This window comes from Chloroflexota bacterium (genome assembly GCA_034717495.1).
Taxonomy (GTDB): domain Bacteria; phylum Chloroflexota; class Anaerolineae; order JAAEKA01; family JAAEKA01; genus JAYELL01.
This window is the reverse complement of sequence record JAYELL010000048.1, coordinates 23,183-40,891: the sequence shown is the minus strand read 5'-3', so window position 1 is coordinate 40,891 and position 17,709 is coordinate 23,183. Positions and strand designations below refer to the sequence as shown.

Sequence of the window (17,709 nt, the reverse complement as noted above, 5' to 3'; positions counted from 1 at the left end):
GCTTCGATAAACAATTCAGGCTGCATTGTCTCGGCGGGGACAGGATACATTTCTTTCGTGACAAACACGGGATTGGACGCGCAAGCAATCAAAAAGAGGACCAGAATCAGCAAGACAAAGGTCGCTCGACCGGTAACGGCTGGGCTTCTGAACATATGGGACCTCCGAGAATCGAGGCAGGTTTATGTACCGCAAAAAACGATGATAGCACAAAAGAATAGGGGGGTCAATTGCCGCGGAGAGTGGCCAGCAATTCCGCGAAGGAACTTCGGTTATGTTATGTACCTTGTTGTTGGAATGATCCTGAACAACGGGGGATTACGGAACACTCAATATGCCGAGGAGTCGAGGCTGTACGAAGTCCCTGGTTTGGGTTAGCTGGGTTTGTCCTGCGTCAAGAACACGGGGATGGGGCAACACGGCGACCCTCTGCCCCTCCGACTCACTGTTGAGCGAGGATGTCTGCGATGCGAACGGACGCCTGTCCGTCGCCGTAGGGATTACGGACCTGGCCCATAGCTGCCCGCTGTTTGGGATGTTGCAACAGCTCCGCCAGCGCCGCAACAATACGATCCCACTCCACTCCCACCAGGCGGGCATTGCCGGCCTCGATCCCCTCGGGGCGTTCGGTGGTCTCCCGCATGACCAGGACCGGCTTGCCCAGGGAGGGTGCCTCCTCCTGGACACCCCCGGAGTCGGTCAAAACGATCTCCGAGCGATCCATCAACCAGACAAAGGACTCGTAGGGCTGGGGCTCGATCAAGGCAATCCGGTCGTGACTCCCAAGGATGCGCTTGACCGGCTCCCGCACCCGGGGATTGAGATGGACCGGATAGACGAACAGTACATCGTCGAATCGATCGGCAACCTCCCGAATGGCCCAACAGATGTTCTCGAAACCTGGGCCGAAGCTCTCCCGGCGATGCCCTGTCACCAGGACCACTTGCCGGTCAGCCAGCTGCTGCGCCAGGCCCGGGGGCAATGCCGGCGTTTCCCCGCGCACCCGATCGCGCATCCAGAGCAGGGAATCGATGACGGTGTTGCCGGTAACAAAAATGGCGTCCGGCGAGATTCCCTCCCGCAACAGGGCGTTCCTGGCCTGTTCGGTGGGGGCAAAATGTAAATCGGCCAGGTGGCCGGTCAGGCGGCGATTGCCCTCTTCCGGGAAGGGTGAATACTTGTCGCCGGTGCGCAGTCCTGCCTCGACGTGGCCGACCGTCACCTGGTTGTAATAGCCTGCCAGCGCGCCACAGAAAACGGTGGTGGTATCCCCCTGCACCAGGATAACGTCCGGTTGCTCCTCCAGGATGACCCGATCCAGTCCCGCTACAGCCCGCGAGGTTACCTCTGCCAGCGACTGCCCCGGCATCATGATGTCCAGATCGTGATGGACTTCGATGTCAAAGGGCAATAGGGCCTGGTCGAGCATGTCACGGTGCTGCGCCGTGATACAAACCCTGGAGTCGAAAATCTCGGGCCGGCGGTTGAGTTCCACGATCACCGGGGCCAGTTTGATGGCCTCGGGCCGTGTGCCAAGGATACTAAGAATCTTTTTGCGTGTTGACAATGGACGGTACCTCGCAGAGACGGGTCAGACGCGGGATTCTGCCTCGAATTCGGCGAATTGAGCGAATGGTAGCACGGAGAGCGAAATGGGGCGAACGCGGCCCCCCTCCTATGTTATCCCTACGCTAGTCACTGTCATTCTCTCGTGCATCCCGGAGGGCGCCGCGGGAGTGAAGGTTCCATCAAACTGTCATCCCCGCGACCTCCAGCACAGTGGCAATGGATCCGAGCGGTCGGCGGGGATCCATTGCCACTCCCTGACCCGAGTCCACGGGCTGGTTTCGCCCACCAGATCCATGGACTCCCGCGTCCGCGGGAGTGACGTGGCTAAACGGTCTGTCGCGCCGCGTCCCCGCGCCCTTCGCACCCTTCGCGCTTCGCGTCCTTACCTCACGGTACGCCTAGCTCACGCACCGCTTGCTGCCTCTCGGCACGCCTGCTGGCGTAGCGTGCTGGCGCGTGAGACTTCGCGCCTTCGTGGTCCAAACCTTCCCCGCGTTCGCGAGGATGACATAACGCACTGTCGCTTCCCTTCGCTAAACACCTGCCGGCTGGAAGGTCATGATGGTCATCGCGCCGAAGATGAACGCAGCGATCCCGGCCACCACGGCGACGGCCCCGATCAGCTTGCGCCAGCGGTACAGGGCATCATAGTCGGTCACTACGGCCCAAACGCCGCTCAGGGCATGGGCCAGTACAAAGGCCAGAAACAGGATGTCGATCGTCTTCCAGACCGGGTTGGCCATGCGTTCCAGAATTCGGTCAAAGGTGATGTGGAAGGGAGGATAGTGAACTACAACCATGTGGGTTGTCAAAAAAAACAGCAGGGCAACCGCGCTCAGTCGCTGGATCTGCCAGTTTCGCATGATACTCATAATCACTTGCCCTCCAGCATGAATAGTAATATGGGCAGGCCACCGGCGATCACCAGGATGGCTGCCACGGCGAATATGGCGTAGAAGAGGCTTTTTTCCTTGTCGGGTACATCGAAATAGTGCACGATCAACAGACGGATGCCGTCGACGGCATGGTAGACCACCGCGGCCAACAGTCCAATCTCCAACAGCTTAAAGAAGTCCGTCTGCACGAAGTTCAACACCGAATCAAACCGTGCGCTGCCACCGTTGGCCGAGCCGATGACCATGATATGCATGAACAGATAGGCCACCAGCGCCAGCCCGGTCAGGCGGCGGAGGGCGAAGCTGAGAAAGCCGGTTGTTTTATACATTTTGAATATCCTCCGGATCATGTCATCATGTCAAAATGTCATGAGAGTTTTGTGACATGATGACATCGTGACATATCGACATCACTCCGCCACTGGTTGTGTCAGGGTCCGTTGTCGTTCCTGGCGCTCTTGCGCAAGCCGTTTGGATTTTGGCGCCATCTTGCGCAGCCGTTCGATGGCCGATGTGGGGCTCAGGTGCTTGGGGCAGGCGTCGATACAGTTGAAGATGGTATGGCAGCGATAGACGCCGTCGTAACCCGAGATCTCCTGCAACCGCGCTTCGACGGCCGTGTCCCGGGGATCGACCACCCGCAGATAGGCCTTGAGCAGGGCATGGGGCCCGATGTAGCGTTTATTGCCTGCCACCACGGTACAGGCGGAATAACAGGCGCCGCACATGATGCAGGTCTCTGCATGGTCCAGGGCCGCGACCTCGGCGGGAGATACTCGATACTCCTTGTCGGTCTCGATCTCGGGGGGCTCCAGCCAGGGCTTGACCCTCACATACTGCTCCCAGAATACCGTACGATCGACCACCAGATCCTTGATGATGGGCAGGTAAGGCAAGGGGCGAATGGTTACCTGTCCCTTGCGGTCCAGCACATCGCGAAGGGGTTTGTTACAGGCCAGCATGTTGACCCCATTGATATTCATGGCACAACTGCCACAAATGGCATGGCGGCAACTGCGCCGGTAGGTCACGCTGCCATCCTGCCGGGTTTTGATCTCGTGTAACGCGTCCAGCACCGTCTTATCAGCCGTCAACTCGACCTCAAACGAATCCAGGTAAGGCTTCCGGTCGGTGTCGGGATTGAAGCGTTGCACGCGGACGGTTACGTTCTTGCTCTCGGTCATAGTCGTATACTCCCGTTGGCGGAGGGTCAGAGTTTCAGAGTCTCGGTGTTACCACAGCCTTCTGGTCCTCTGACTCTCTGCCCTTCTGATCCTCTCGCTAGTACTTCCGCTCCTGCGGCGGGTATTTCTTCCAATCGATGTTGACCGGTTTATAACTGATCACCGGACCGGCGGCGGTTTTTTCGACCACGGTATGTTTCAGCCACTCCTCATCATCCCGTTTGGGGAAATCGGTGCGGGAATGGGCGCCGCGGCTCTCGGTGCGGTTGAGCGCGCCGCCGACGATAAGCTCACTGTAGGTGAGCATGTGTTGCGCCTCGATGGCCGCCAACAGATCGGTGTTGAAGCGGTTGCTTTTGTCCATCACTCGGGCGTTTTGGAAGCGCTTTTGCAACCGGTGGATGTCCTCCAGGGCAATACGCAGCCTTTCGTCGCTGCGAAAGATGCCGCAGTTGTCGGTCATGGTGGCCTTCAGATCCTGCGCGATAGGCTCCACAAGCTCGTTGCCCGGGTTGTCCAGCAGATCGCGGACCCGCTCGGTGTTGGCCGCAGCCGGATCGCCAGGCACTGGATGCAGTTGCGCGCCACCGTGGATGAAATCGGCCAGCGCGTAGCCCGCCCGCCGGCCGAAGACCGAGGCCTCCAGCAGGCTGTTGGTACCCAGGCGGTTGGCGCCGTGAACGCTCACGCAGGCTACCTCGCCCGCGACGAAGAACCCCACTACCGGCGTGCCGTTGGCGTCGGCAAGCACCTGGCCATTGGCGTCGCAGGGAATGCCACCCATGCTGTAATGGGCCGTCGGCTGAATGGGTACCGGCGCGTCGATGGGATCGACCCCAACGAACTCGATGGCCAACTCCCGCACCTGCGGCAGCCGCTCCATGATCTTCTCCCCACCCAGGTGGGTCATGTCGAGATAGATGCCCTGTCCATCTTCCATGATGCCGCGGCCCTGGTCGATCTCCGTCTGCTCCGAGCGGCTGACCAGGTCCCGGGGCGCCAATTCCATCTTGTCGGGCGCGTAGTTCTCCATGAATCGTTCGCCCAGGCTGTTGGTGAGGTAGCCACCCTCGCCCCGGCAGGCTTCACTCATCAGGATGCCGTGGCGGTAGAGCCCGGTCGGGTGAAACTGCACAAACTCCATGTCCATCAATGGTATGCCGGCGTTGTAGGCGATAGCTACCCCGTCGCCGGTGTTTGCCAGGGCATTTGAAGTGATCTTGAAGGCCCGGCCGTAGCCGCCGGTGCCGAAGAGCACCGCCTTGGCCCGCATGGTGACGATCCTGCCCGTCAGGACCTCCATGGCCACAATGCCACGGCAGATGTTATCCTCGACGATCAGGTCCAGGCAGAACCATTCGCTGTAGAATTTGACTCCGTGGCGCAATGCTTGCTCGTGAATCGTGTGCAGCAACACATGGCCGGTCCAGTCGGCCGAGAAGTTGGCCCGGGGAGCGCTGTGGCCACCGAAGCGGCGCTGGGCAATGCGGCCATCGGGCGTGCGACTGAAGACACAGCCCAGCCGGTCGTATTCATAGACAATGTCGATGGCATCCTTGACCAGAATCTCGATGGCATCCTGGTCGCCCAACCAGTCGGATCCCTTGATGGTGTCGAACATGTGCAATTCCCAGCTATCGACAGGATCATCGCCAGCGGGTATCTGCTCCAGGGGCCCGCGGGGACCGGTGCCCGGCACAGGCCGCACGTTATTCAATGCGGCTGCGATCCCTCCCTGGGCGGCCCCACTGTGCGACCGCAACGGGTGGATTTTGGACAGCACGCCCACATCTTTGACACCTTTCTGGGCTGCGATCATGGCGGCCCAACTGCCGGCCAGTCCCGCTCCAACGATGATGAGGTCATGAGTGATTGTTGTATTCGAGTTTGCCATGGGGCTCCTTTCTTTGATGACGAACTTGTGACCATTCTACCACATGAACCGGTACTCCGGCATGATATAGATCATAAAACCGCCGGCGAATTGGCCGACGGCCCTTGTAGCGATATTCGGAAGGGGAGAGTTCCAGAGTTTCAGAGTCTCAGCATGTCAGAGAGTCTCAGACCGACACTCCGATACTCCGATACTCTGATAATCTGTTTATGAATCGGCATACTTCACCCACACCGGATCCCATGCGTCGTAGTCGGGGCTGGTGATAGGGTGTTTGTTTCTGCCGTCGGCGTCCATGATCCAGATGCGCGTCTTGCCATCACGTTCAAGGTAGTAAACGATCTGGTTACCACCGGGAGCCCAGCTGGGATGGCGCTCGTAGACATCTTTATCGAATGTCAACTGTGTTCCGGTTTTCTCTCCTCGTTCGATCACCCATATCTCATCGTTTCCCGTGTGCCAGGTGACATAGGCAATTGCGTCGCCTTCGGGTGATAAGACCGGAGTGCGCAGGCCGTTAAAACTAAAGTAGGTCACCTGCTCCAGCTCATTCGACCCGTAGTCACGGAGGAAGATCTGCCACCTGCGTGTTCTGGGATCCACCCGGGCCACTGCGCCCACTTCCCCGCCAGTTGAATGGGAGTCTCGACCTTCGGCTGCTCTGAAGAGCCATGACCCTGTCAACCGGGCCAGTCCGGTACCGTCCGGATTGATCATGTAATACCCATGAGGATTCTTTGGTTCACCCAGCGCGGTGCCTTTGAAAAGGATCTTGCCCACAAGCTCCGATGGGAACTGGGGGATTGGGGTCGGCGTGATGTCGCTCAACAACTGGAACAACGGGGTCGGCGTCGATGTGGGTTTTGGGGTAACGATCGGTTTCGGCGTGCGGGTCGGGCTGGGCGTCGCCGTAACCACAGGAACAGCGGGCAGCGTGGGTGTCCCAGTGGTCGCCGCGAGGGCCGTGGCCACCACCGCCTGATAGGTGGCTGTTTCCTGATTGCCAGGAGTCGGGGTATTGGTCACCACCAGCGGTTTCGGCGTAAAGGTAGCCGTCACCACGTTGGGGGGCAACGGGGTCGCAGTGCCATGCCGTTCAACCTGTCGAGTCTGTTCGGCGACATGCGTCGCCGCAGCAAAAAGATCGGCCGGCTGAGGTAGCGGCGTAATAACCATCGGTGTCAAAGTCGCGGTCGAGGTTGGCGTCGGTGTGGCTGTTGGCGTCATCGTAGCGGTGGGTGTTCTGGTGGGTACGGGAGTCGATGTCGATGTGGATGTCGGTTCAGTGGTGGGCACGGCGGCATCGGTCAACGATGCCGCCCGCGTTTCCTCCAACTGAGCGACGTGGGTCCGGCTGATGCCCGCCCGAACTCCACCGTCGGGATTGGACAACAATGTACCGATCACCAGCAAAGCCACCGCCGTAAAAATCGTCAGCAGCAACAACCAACGCCAGAAATCCCCTACGCCACTTGACCCTGCGTTAGTATTTGTTTTTTGTTCCGAACCTGGTGGTGGTTCTCGCATCTGGTCTACCTCAAATTACAGCAAATCCGATCGATCAACGACTTCTCTCATTCTTCGTCTAACATGACGTCGTGCCTATGCATTATGTAACGGTAAATATCCCTGTTTTCCCTCCCCTTTTTGATTTTGGCAATTCTCTGGCGTTCGGTTATAATCTGACCGCTCGCTCCGGCAAGTAGTATTGACCCGGACGGACTTATCTTTTATCTCTCTGCGGCAACCCGCCGCCTCGAAGGAGGGCACAGCGCAGTGCAAAAGATTCTGACGCCCCGCAATATTCTCATCATCGTCGGTATCCTGGCGGTGATGATTGCCAGTGCAGTCCTGATCAAAATCCCTCTTCCCACCATTGTCCTTAGCCCCGAAATTGTCTTTCACATCGGCAACTTCCCCGTCACCAACACGCTGATCGCCACTTTTCTGGCTGATATTGTTATCCTGGTGTTGGCATTTTTCGCCACTCGCAATATGAAGGACGTTCCCTCGGGTCTGCAGAATCTGGTCGAGTGGTTCGTCGAGACCTTCTTCGACATGGCCGAAGATGTGGCCGGCAAGAGCAACGCAAAAAAATTCTTCGGCATCTTCATGACTCTGTTGATCTTTTTGCTGGTCGCTAACTGGATGGAGCTACTGCCCGGCGTTGATACCATTGGCAAAATCGAGCCGCTCGAAGTGGCCTATGCGGAAGCAGGCGTCACCTCCGGCTTCGAATTGCGCAAAGGGATCTTTGGCATCCCCTCTCTGGACGGCGCCAAACCGATCGACCTGACGGACGAACAGATTCACGAGATCGAAGAAGCGATGGCTCATGGCGATGAAAGCCATGGCGACGGGGCACACCATGAAAGTGCCTACGGTGGCTATGTGCTGTTACCCTATATGCGCGGCGCAGCCACCGACTTGAATGTTCCCCTGGCTCTGGCGTTGATCTCAGTATTCTGGACCCAGGTGATCGGCGTCCAGGCCCTGGGATTGAGCTATTTCCGCAAATTCATCATGCCGCCGGTGACCGGCTCCAATTCTATCGGGATGAAGCTCATCGAAGTTTTCGTGGGTATCCTGGAGATAATCAGCGAGTTCGCCAAGATCATTTCCTTCACCTTCCGACTTTTCGGCAACATCTTTGCCGGTGCGATTTTGCTTTTTGTGATGACCTTCCTTGTCCCGTTCATAACACCGGTGCCCTTCTACGGCCTCGAGGTATTCGTTGGTTTCATGCAGGCGTTCGTGTTTGCATTCTTAACACTCATCTTCATGGCCATGGCTGTGATCAGCCACGACCATGACAGCGAACATCAGTAATAATCATCAATTGTTAATTGTCAGTTGCTAATTGCCAATTGACGAAGGAGGAACTCTAGGTATGGAAATTCTCGCTCCTGCTTTGGCCATCGGTCTGGGCGCTCTGGGTCCTGGTATCGGCATCGGTTTGCTGGTGATGGGCGCGATGCAAGCCATCGGCCGCAATCCGGAAGCCGCCGGTGAGATCCGAACCAACATGATCCTGGGAATCGTGTTCGCCGAGGCGATCGCCATTTACGCCCTGGTGGTTGCGCTGGTCCTGATCTTCGTCGGCGCTCCTGGCCTTACTGGTTAATGGCCGAGCGAACCATCTCACGGTGTTCGATTTCGGTTGAGACACATATGACAAAGGCAAGAAGGAGGTGCCAGATTGGGTGAAATCCTCGGTCAACTAGGCATTAACGGCTCCCTTCTGTTAGCACAGATCGTCAACTTCGTCATTCTACTCGTGATCCTGCGGCTGGTGCTCTACAAGCCCATGCTCAACATGCTGGAAAGCCGCAAACTGCGGATCGCAGCGGGATTGCAGGCCGCTGAGGTCGCGCGCCAGGAGGCTGAAGGCGAACGTGCCCAGTTGGAAGAACAAATAAACTTGGAACGCCGCGAGGCCATGGATCGCATCGCTTCCGCCTCTCAACGCGGGGAAACGCTGGCTGGCGAAATCGAGGCCAGTGCCCGGGAAGAGGCACAGCGCATCATCGACGATGCCCGCGAGGAAGCCGATCGGGAGAAGCAACGCATCATCAACGAGGCCCAGGGGCAGATTGCCGAACTGGCAGTTCTTGCCGCTGAAAAGGTTCTCGATCGCGAACTGGCTGACCCTGAGGCACAGAAGGCCTATGTAAGCGAATTCCTTGCCTCGACAAATGGCACGACGAGGGACTAACGTGACTGCAAGCGAAGCAAGAACGTATGCCAACGTAGCGTTCGAAACGGCTCTCCAGGGCTGGATCGACGGTCTCGCTGTCGTAGCGGAAGCCATTGGCCGCACCCCTGGCGTGGCGAAAGTCCTGGAAGACCCAGGCCCCAGCTTCGAGGAGAAGCAGAGTCTGTTGGTCACGCAGATGCCCGATGATTTGCCGCGCTCTGTGCGTAATTTCCTCTTCGCCATGCTCGCCAACGGCGATATCGCCGCCCTGGGTGACGTATTGGAGGAGATGCATCAATTGGCGGCGGCCGGCGGCGGCCAGCGCTTGACGATCGCGGAAATCACCAGTGCCGTCGAGTTGGACAGCCAGGAGCGGCAGGCTATCGAACAAAAACTCGTCGACGAGTTCGGTTCGAACCTGGATTTCAGATACATCGTTGATCCAGCGATTCTGGGCGGTATCGTCGTGCGCGTCGGCGACAAACTGCTGGACCGCAGCCTGGCAAGCAGGTTGGCCGGCTTGCGGCAGAGCCTGGGCGTAAGCACTGATTGATTGACAATTATCAATTGGTGAATTGAGAATTGTCAATGGCAGAGCTTCATCGAGCCACTCCGCTTGCGGTTCGAGAGGCTGCGCACAGACCGGCCATAGCTCTTACTACTCCTTCCGGAGGAACTCATGACAGTACGCTCGCAGGATCTGGCGGATCTAATTCGCCGGCAAATCGATAGCTTTGAAGCCCCCCAACGTTTGGTAGACGTGGGCACCGTGGTCGAAGTCGGCGACGGCATCGCACGCATCGTCGGTCTGACCAGTGCTGCCGCCAGTGAGCTGGTGGAGTTCCCCAACGGCACGCTGGGAATCGTCTTCAACCTGCAGGAAGACAACATCGGCGTGATTATCATGGGGGAATACAGCGACATCGAGGAAGGCAACATCGTCCGAGGCACCGGGCGCATTGTCTCCGTACCTGTGGGTGACGCCATGATAGGCCGCGTGATCAACGCCGTCGGCCAGCCCATCGATGGCAAGGGTCCTATCAACAGCACTAGCTTCCGCTCTGTCGAGCGCATCGCTCCCAACGTGGTGACGCGAAAATCGGTGGACACGCCGGTCGAAACAGGCATCAAGGCCATCGACTCCATGATCCCCATCGGCCGTGGCCAGCGCGAGCTAATCATTGGCGACCGCCAGACCGGCAAGACGGCCATTTCTATCGATACGATCATCAACCAGAAGGGCAAGGACCTGATCTGTATCTACGTGGCGATCGGTCAGAAGCGGGCCCAGGTAGCCCAGGTTGTGGCGACATTGGAGCACTATGGCGCCATGGAGCATACCACCGTAGTGGCTGCCACGGCGTCCGAACCCGCGGCCCTGCAGTACATCGCACCCTACGCGGGCTGTGCTATTGGCGAGGAATTTATGGAGCAGGGCAGGGATGCATTGATCGTCTATGACGACCTGAGTAAACACGCCCAGGCCTATCGCCAGGTTTCCCTGCTCATGCGCCGCCCGCCCGGTCGCGAAGCCTATCCCGGCGATGTTTTTTACCTTCACAGCCGCCTGTTGGAGCGAGCCGCCAAGCTGGCGCCCGACTATGGCGGCGGCAGCCTGACAGCCCTGCCCATTATCGAGACCCAGGCCAACGACGTTTCCGCCTATATTCCTACCAACGTGATTTCGATCACCGACGGACAGATCTATCTGGAGTCAGATCTCTTTTATGCCGGTGTTCGGCCTGCTCTCAACGTCGGCATCAGCGTCAGCCGGGTAGGCTCGGCGGCTCAGACCCGGGCGATGAAGCAGGTAGCCTCGCGCCTGAAATTGGATTTAGCCCAGTTCCGGGAACTGGCCGCCTTTGCCCAGTTCGGTTCGTCGTTGGATGCATCCACCCAGCAACAGCTTGATCGGGGCCAGCGTCTCAGCGAACTGCTCAAGCAGCCTCAGTATCAACCTGTGTCTCTGGAACACCAGGTCATGGCTCTCTACGCCGGTACCAATGGCTACCTGGATGAGATTCCCGTTGAGCGTATCGCCGAATGGGAAGAGTCCTTTTACCAATTTATGGACAGTACCCATCCTGCCATCGGCCAATCGATCGCTCGGGAGAAGGAAATGAGCGACGCGACCATCGATGGTCTGAAGGTTGCTCTCGATGACTTCAATAAACAGTTTTTAGGCTAATCTGATCAACGTATGAGAATAGTTCTGCGGATACTCGCTTTGGGCCTATTGCTGCCGGCCTTGTTGCTCCTGGCGGGATGTAGCTCGACTCCCGAGGTTGAACCAACACTGGTGCCACCGACCTCTGCGCCTGTCGAAACGCCTGAGGCCGATACGCCAACACCGGTACCGCCCAAACCCACCAAAGAAAGTACGGCAACACCCACTTCCACCCCCAGCGCCGTGCCACTTGCCGATTCTGACCTGGAGATCGGCATGGAAACCGCCCATGATTTTCTAACCGGCCTGGCTGGCGGTGAGTTTCGTGGGGTGTATGGGTCCTTGTTGACGACCAGCGGAAAAGAGAAGTTGGCCGATCTTGTGTTAGGGCGCCTGGCCCTTGCCAACCCCCATATCAGCTTTTTTGAAGTATTGGGCGCCGAGCCGACCGCGGACCGGCAGGTTGCGGTCAACGTGCTCTGGCAGGAAACCTACGAGGGCCAGGGCATTGTTGGTGCACAACCAGCGACCATTTTCCTGGCCCGGGAAAACGACACGTTTTTGGTCGAAGATATTGAGTTGGGTGAGTATCTGCCTGAGGCGACGCCGGTACCTCCGGCACTGCCCAGAGCTGAAGCATTGGTCAACCCGGCCATACCCGGTTCCGAGATGCGTTTCCGCGCCTCCGGCTTCGAGGGCGGTGAAACAGTTTTGACCTGGCTTGAACTGCCGGAAGGTGGTTTGCTGGAGCCTGGCTTTGCAACCGCAGATCCCCAGGGTGGCTTTGAACGGGCCTACCAGGGAGAGGCGACCACCGGAGTCTCTGCGGGTCGCATGATATGGTGGGCCCAGGCGCTGCGCGATTCAAGCCGCAATACCGGAATCACCTTCGATGTTGCGCCCGCGCCGACGGCAACCGCCACACCTACCCGGGCTCCGACCAGGGCTCGTCCAAAACCAACGGCGCTGCCTCGGGCAACGGCAACACCGGCGCCACCCAGTACCGCCTACAGTGCACCGGTCTCCCTCTGGCCGGAACAGGAAACGTCCAGAGAAGAGGGTTCGGCACTGATCGTGGAATTTGTGCCACCGGTGGGCCAACTGGCGCCGGAGGATTTCTATGAGCTGGTTCTGGTTGCCAGGGATCCGCTCGGCAATGTTTACAATGCGGGCAGCGTTCGAGGCAAGGGCGACGCCTGCCATGGACAGTATTCGCAACCCTGTCTGAGCCTCACGGCCTACGAGCGCTTCATGAAACTTTTCCACCGGGACGGCTTCGAAGGCCAGGGTACCTGGTTCGTCCAGGTAGTCCGGCAGACGGGACCCGACCAGTTTGAAACAGTCAGCCCACCGAGTGAACCCCGGCTGGTGATCCTCAAGACGCCCTGAGGTGGATAATTAGGAAGTATTAGGTCATGGCAACCGATCGCGAAATCAGGCGACGCATTCGAAGCGTTGGCAACATCGAAAAAGTCACCAAAGCCATGGAGGCCGTTTCCGCCTCCAAGATGCGCCGTGCCCAGGCTCAGGTTGAAGCGACCCGACCCTATGCTGACAAGTCCTGGGAAGTGCTCACATTTCTCGCCCGCCTGCGCCAAAGCCGCACTGACCTGCAGGCCTTGCTCCAGGTACGCCCCGAAAACCGGATCGGCCTGATAATGATCACCTCCGATCGAGGCCTGGCCGGTGGTCTCAACAGCAATCTCATCAACCACACCTGGCAGTACATCAAAAAATGGCAGGAAGAGGGCAAAGAGGTTACGGTGGTGACTATCGGCAAGAAGGGGCGAGACTGGATGGCCCGCTATGGCCCCCCGCTGCGAGCGACTTTCATCAACATTGGAGACCAGCCGACCAGCGCCTATTTGGCCAACGGCCAGCATGGTGGCGCGGACATGGAATCGGTGGCACCGATTGCCCGGGTGGCCATCGAGGACTTCGTGACCGGTGAAGTTGATGCGGTTTACCTGGCATACACCGATTATCACAATGTAATCAATTACGAGCCAGTGGTACGCAAGATACTGCCCGTGGAGCCGGGGGAACCGAGCGTGCCCATGGCCGCCGACTACATTTTCGAACCCGATGCCCAAACGGTGCTGGGGCAGGTGTTGTACAACTTCACTGAACTCCAGATCCTGCAGGCGCTGTACGAGTCGATCGCCAGCGAACACGCGGCCCGCATGGTTGCCATGCGCAATGCCACCGACGCCGCCAATGATCTACTTGGCGATTTGACCTTGAGTTACAACAAGGCCCGGCAGGAAAAGATCACCATGGAGTTGCTTGATATCGCCGCAGGCGCCAACGCCCTGGCGCAGGAAACGGCCTGATCGTAGTAAAATGGATGGAGGACGCCCTTATGGCCCAGAATGGGAAAAATAGCTCTACCGGAAGTGTTGGGAAAATCGTTTCGATCATGGGTCCGGTCCTGGACGCAGAATTTCCCGACGGCCAATTGCCCGAGATCAACGATGCCATCGAAATCCCCCTGCAAGAGGGTGGCAAACTGGTCTGCGAGGTACAACAGCAGTTGGGAGGGAATCGGGTTCGAGCTATTGCCATGTCTACCACCGATGGTTTGAGCCGCGGCATCGACGTGGTAAATACCGGCGCGCCGATCACAGTGCCGGTCGGCCCTGAAACGCTGGGTCGAATCTTCAACGTATTGGGCGAAGCTATCGATGAGGGTGCGGATGTGATCGCATCAGACTACTACCCGATCCACCGGCCGGCGCCATCGTTTGTTGAACAGTCTACCAAAGCAGAGATCTTTGAGACCGGCATGAAGGTGATCGATCTGGTGGCGCCCTTTACCAAGGGTGGCAAGACAGGCGTTTTCGGAGGTGCAGGCGTCGGCAAAACGGTCATCATTCAGGAGTTGATCCGCAATGTGGCCGAGGAGCACAGCGGGTACTCCGTCTTCGCTGGTGTTGGTGAGCGCAGCCGCGAGGGCAATGACCTGTGGAACGAGATGAAGGAGAGCGGTGTGATCGACAGCACCGTGCTGGTGTTTGGCCAGATGAATGAGCCTCCCGGCGCCCGCCTGCGAGTGGGCCTTGCCGGCGTGACCATGGCGGAATACTTCCGCGATCAAGGCCGTGATGTGCTGCTCTTTATCGATAATATCTTCCGCTTTGTGCAGGCCGGTTCCGAGGTATCGGCCTTGATGGGGCGCATGCCCTCTGCCGTCGGTTATCAGCCAACGCTGGGCACCGAAATGGGTGAGTTGCAGGAGCGAATCACCTCCACCACCAAAGGCTCGATCACGTCGATGCAGGCGATCTATGTGCCGGCCGACGACTACACCGATCCGGCACCGGCCACGACCTTTGCCCATCTGGATGCCACCATTTCGCTGGAACGATCCCTGGCAGAACAGGCCCTCTTCCCGGCCGTCGATCCGTTGGCCTCCACCAGCCGTATTTTGGATCCACTGGTGGTCGGCAACGAACACTACGAGGTAGCCCGTGCCGTCCAGCGGACCCTGCAGCGCTACAAGGATCTGCAGGACATCATCGCCATTCTGGGTGTCGAAGAGCTCAGCGAGGAAGATAAGGTGATCGTTCACCGGGCACGGCGAATGCAGCGTTTCCTTACGCAGCCCATGTTCGTCGCCGAGGTATTCACCGGCACACCGGGTGAGTATGTCAGGTTGGATGAGACCGTGCGGGGCTTCAAGGAAATCCTTGACGGAAAACATGACGATCTGCCGGAGCAAGCTTTTTATATGGTCGGCACCATCGAAAAAGCCATCGAAAAAGCCGAGCGTGTGCGAGCGGGCGGATAGGGCAGAGAGGCAGAGGGCCAGATTATCAGAGGATCAGAATGCCAGAGGGTCAGAGGACCAGACGTCCCGACCTTCTGAGACTCTGAAACTCTGAGACTCCGAGTCTCCAACCAAAGGAAACCAATGGCTGATACCATCCGCTTTGAGTTCATCGCACAGGAGAACGTCGTCTACGAGGATGACGTCAACATGGTGGTCGCGCCCGGCGCCAGTGGTGTCCTGGGCATTCTGCCAAAACATGCACCCCTGATGACCGTCGTCGAACCGGGTGAGGTGGTTGTCAAAAAAGAGGGTCAAGAAGATATCCATTTCGCCGTCGGCGGCGGTTTCATGGAGGTGCGTCCCGACAAGGTGACCCTGCTGGCTCGTTCCGGCGAGTCTGCCGATGAGATCGACCTGCAGCGCGCCGAAGAAGCCCGACGAAAGGCCCAGGAATTCCTTGAGACCGGGGTCCCCAGCACTGAGGAGCGACGCCGTTTGATGGAACAAGCACTGCGGCGCTCGAATGTGCGTATCAAGATTGCCCGAAGGCGCCGGTCAAAGCCGCGTCCTGCCTCACCAACTCCAGGCATTGGAGGCGAGGAATCCGATTGATCGCCACAGCGAATGTCCTCCATACGGGGTCAGGGTGGCAACTTGCCCCTGGCCCCGTTTTCGTTATACTGATACCTGATCACATACTCTCACAATCTCATCGGAGAATAAATTGTTAGAAAAACTCATTGGCATAGATCTTGGAACTGTCAACATCATTGTTTATCTCAGCGGCAAGGGCATTATCTTGCAGGAGCCCTCCGTCGTTGCCATTTCCACGCGCGATAATAAAATCGTGGCTGTGGGCAAGGAGGCCAGGGACATGCTTGGCCGCACGCCGGAGAGCATCGAGGTAGCCCGGCCTTTGCGGGCTGGCGTGGTGGCCGATTACGTGGTAACTGAGGCTATGTTGCGCTACTTCATTCAACGCGCCATCGGCCGCAATCCATTACTGCGACCGCGGGTCATGATCAGCACCCCGCGCGGTGTGACCAGTGTCGAGAGCAGAGCGGTGAAGGATGCCGCGGAACAGGCCGGCGCGAAAGATGCCTATCTCATTCCGGAACCGCTGGCGGCCGCTTACGGTGCAGGGCTTCCCATCGGTACCCCCACCGGCAACATGGTGGTCGACATCGGTGGCGGTACTACCGAAGCTGCGGTCGTGTCGATGTACGACATCGTCGTGTGGAGCAGCGTACGGGTCGGTGGTAACCGGACGGACGACGCGATCATCAACTATGTGCGCAAAAAGTATAATCTGCTCATTGGCGAGAAGACCGCGGAGGAAATCAAGATCAAGATCGGCTCGGCATTGCCGCTGGAAGAGGATATGACCATCGAGGTCCGTGGGCGTGATCAGGTTGCGGGTCTTCCCAGAACCATTGAGATCAGTTCGGAAGAGGTCACCGAGGCCATCGCCGAACCGCTGGCATCAATCGTCAGCACGGTCAAACAGACCCTGGAGAAAACACCGCCCGAGCTAGCTGCGGACATCATCGATCGGGGCATGGTGCTCACCGGTGGTGGTTCCCTGCTGCGAAATATCGACGACCTGCTGACCCGGGAGACCGGTGTGCCCTGTTACGTGGCCGAGAATCCCCTGGCATGCGTTGCCATCGGCGCCGGCAAGGCGCTGGAGAACTACGCCGTTATGCACCGCAGTTTGCCGGAGACGTAGGGGCAGAAGGTCGGAGTGTCAGAGGTCGGAGGGCCAGAGAAGCACTTCCAGGAAGCTGAATCGAGACCTGGGCTGCGTATGGAGACGTTTCCTGGAAGATCGGTTGGTTGGGTGAGGGGCGAATTTTCCGACCTTACCTCCGTTCCCCCACCACCTTGGCAGGCACACCCACAGCAATGCCATTGTCGGGAATGTTGCGCGTCACAACCGCGCCAGCGCCGATGACCGCCCCCTTGCCGATGGTCACGCCATCCAGAACCGTCACTCCCGCCCCAAGCCAGGCACCGTCGCCAATGACAATGCCCCCTTTGCTCTGCAGGGGCTGGCTCGCGATGTCTTCATCTAAAATAAAGCTGTGATCGTAGGGATAGAAGCAGCAGTTGGGCGCGATCTGAACCCGGGCCCCTATCTCGACGGGGCCGGCAAACGCTGTAAACTGGCAGCGAGCCTGGATGTGGGTATCCGACCCCACGGTCAAGCTTCCCCCCGGACCTGTTTCGACGATGCAACCACGGTAGATATGGACCCTTTCGCCAAGGTCGACGGCACCACCATCCGGGTGTTGAAAGATGGTCACATCGTCGTCGATAAAACACCCCTGGGAGAGTCGAAGTCCAGGGCAATCGATCTGGGCGTCTGGCGAGATGAACCCAACCTGCCCCCAGCGGGCCAGACGTCGTCGAGCCTTATAGGGAGGCTGTCCCCAGGCTGCCAGGCGCATGGCAAGCCTGCGCCAACCTTTTTGCCCGCTGCGATGCATCCAGAAGATGGCCCAGCGCATTTTGATTTGATCCAATTTCT

17 protein-coding genes are annotated in these 17,709 nt (G+C 58.4%); 10 read left to right on the top strand and 7 right to left on the bottom strand.

The genetic code is table 11. The annotated features are described in order from the left end of the window. Positions 1–442: 442 nt before the first annotated feature. The 6 genes from wecB to U9R25_09445 form a co-directional block, all read right to left on the bottom strand. Positions 443–1,567 carry a UDP-N-acetylglucosamine 2-epimerase (non-hydrolyzing) gene (gene wecB, locus U9R25_09470; GenBank protein MEA3336124.1) on the bottom strand — a complete coding sequence of 375 codons (1,125 nt, stop codon included), beginning with the start codon at positions 1,565–1,567 and terminating at the stop codon, positions 443–445. 535 nt (positions 1,568–2,102) lie between these two features. Further along, entirely contained in the window at positions 2,103–2,441 is a 339-nt protein-coding gene (gene sdhD, locus U9R25_09465; protein MEA3336123.1) for a succinate dehydrogenase, hydrophobic membrane anchor protein, read from the bottom strand. A 2-nt stretch (positions 2,442–2,443) separates the two neighbouring features. Continuing rightward, on the bottom strand, positions 2,444–2,794 hold the full coding sequence (gene sdhC / locus U9R25_09460) for a succinate dehydrogenase, cytochrome b556 subunit (protein MEA3336122.1): 351 nt from the start codon (positions 2,792–2,794) through the stop codon (positions 2,444–2,446). Between the two features lie 81 nt (positions 2,795–2,875). Then, on the bottom strand, positions 2,876–3,649 hold the full coding sequence (locus tag U9R25_09455; protein ID MEA3336121.1) for a succinate dehydrogenase iron-sulfur subunit: 774 nt from the start codon (positions 3,647–3,649) through the stop codon (positions 2,876–2,878). Positions 3,650–3,746: 97 nt separating this feature from the next. Next, on the bottom strand, positions 3,747–5,543 hold the full coding sequence (locus tag U9R25_09450) for an FAD-binding protein (GenBank protein MEA3336120.1): 1,797 nt from the start codon (positions 5,541–5,543) through the stop codon (positions 3,747–3,749). Between the two features lie 207 nt (positions 5,544–5,750). Next, positions 5,751–7,070 carry a hypothetical protein gene (locus tag U9R25_09445; protein ID MEA3336119.1) on the bottom strand — a complete coding sequence of 440 codons (1,320 nt, stop codon included), beginning with the start codon at positions 7,068–7,070 and terminating at the stop codon, positions 5,751–5,753. 249 nt (positions 7,071–7,319) lie between these two features. On the opposite strand from U9R25_09445, the gene U9R25_09440 reads away from it, so the two are divergent. The 10 genes from U9R25_09440 to U9R25_09395 all read left to right on the top strand — a co-directional run bounded on the left by U9R25_09440 (position 7,320) and on the right by U9R25_09395 (position 16,908). Next, a complete protein-coding gene (locus tag U9R25_09440) occupies positions 7,320–8,372 on the top strand; it encodes a FoF1 ATP synthase subunit a (GenBank protein ID MEA3336118.1) in 1,053 nt (350 codons plus the stop codon). Between the two features lie 61 nt (positions 8,373–8,433). Further along, positions 8,434–8,667 carry an ATP synthase F0 subunit C gene (atpE, locus tag U9R25_09435; protein MEA3336117.1) on the top strand — a complete coding sequence of 78 codons (234 nt, stop codon included), beginning with the start codon at positions 8,434–8,436 and terminating at the stop codon, positions 8,665–8,667. A 75-nt stretch (positions 8,668–8,742) separates the two neighbouring features. Further along, positions 8,743–9,258 carry a F0F1 ATP synthase subunit B gene (gene atpF, locus U9R25_09430; protein ID MEA3336116.1) on the top strand — a complete coding sequence of 172 codons (516 nt, stop codon included), beginning with the start codon at positions 8,743–8,745 and terminating at the stop codon, positions 9,256–9,258. Position 9,259: 1 nt separating this feature from the next. After that, positions 9,260–9,793 carry an ATP synthase F1 subunit delta gene (gene atpH, locus U9R25_09425; GenBank protein ID MEA3336115.1) on the top strand — a complete coding sequence of 178 codons (534 nt, stop codon included), beginning with the start codon at positions 9,260–9,262 and terminating at the stop codon, positions 9,791–9,793. 126 nt (positions 9,794–9,919) lie between these two features. Continuing rightward, positions 9,920–11,428, top strand: a complete 1,509-nt coding sequence (atpA, locus tag U9R25_09420) for a F0F1 ATP synthase subunit alpha (GenBank protein MEA3336114.1) — start codon at positions 9,920–9,922, stop codon at positions 11,426–11,428. Positions 11,429–11,440: 12 nt separating this feature from the next. Then, positions 11,441–12,796 (top strand): hypothetical protein, encoded by a 1,356-nt coding sequence (locus U9R25_09415; protein ID MEA3336113.1) that lies wholly within the window; start codon positions 11,441–11,443, stop codon positions 12,794–12,796. Between the two features lie 26 nt (positions 12,797–12,822). Continuing rightward, positions 12,823–13,740 (top strand): ATP synthase F1 subunit gamma, encoded by a 918-nt coding sequence (gene atpG / locus U9R25_09410; protein MEA3336112.1) that lies wholly within the window; start codon positions 12,823–12,825, stop codon positions 13,738–13,740. Between the two features lie 29 nt (positions 13,741–13,769). Next, complete coding sequence (gene atpD / locus U9R25_09405; protein MEA3336111.1) at positions 13,770–15,197, top strand: F0F1 ATP synthase subunit beta; 1,428 nt, start codon at positions 13,770–13,772, stop codon at positions 15,195–15,197. 123 nt (positions 15,198–15,320) lie between these two features. Beyond that, complete coding sequence (gene atpC / locus U9R25_09400) at positions 15,321–15,791, top strand: ATP synthase F1 subunit epsilon (GenBank protein ID MEA3336110.1); 471 nt, start codon at positions 15,321–15,323, stop codon at positions 15,789–15,791. A 112-nt stretch (positions 15,792–15,903) separates the two neighbouring features. Continuing rightward, positions 15,904–16,908, top strand: coding sequence for a rod shape-determining protein (locus U9R25_09395; protein MEA3336109.1), 1,005 nt, complete (start codon positions 15,904–15,906; stop codon positions 16,906–16,908). Positions 16,909–17,041: 133 nt separating this feature from the next. On the opposite strand, the gene U9R25_09390 is transcribed toward U9R25_09395, so the two are convergent. Beyond that, positions 17,042–17,704: an acyltransferase gene (locus U9R25_09390; GenBank protein MEA3336108.1), complete on the bottom strand. Its 663-nt coding sequence runs from the start codon at positions 17,702–17,704 to the stop codon at positions 17,042–17,044. Positions 17,705–17,709 lie beyond the last annotated feature (5 nt).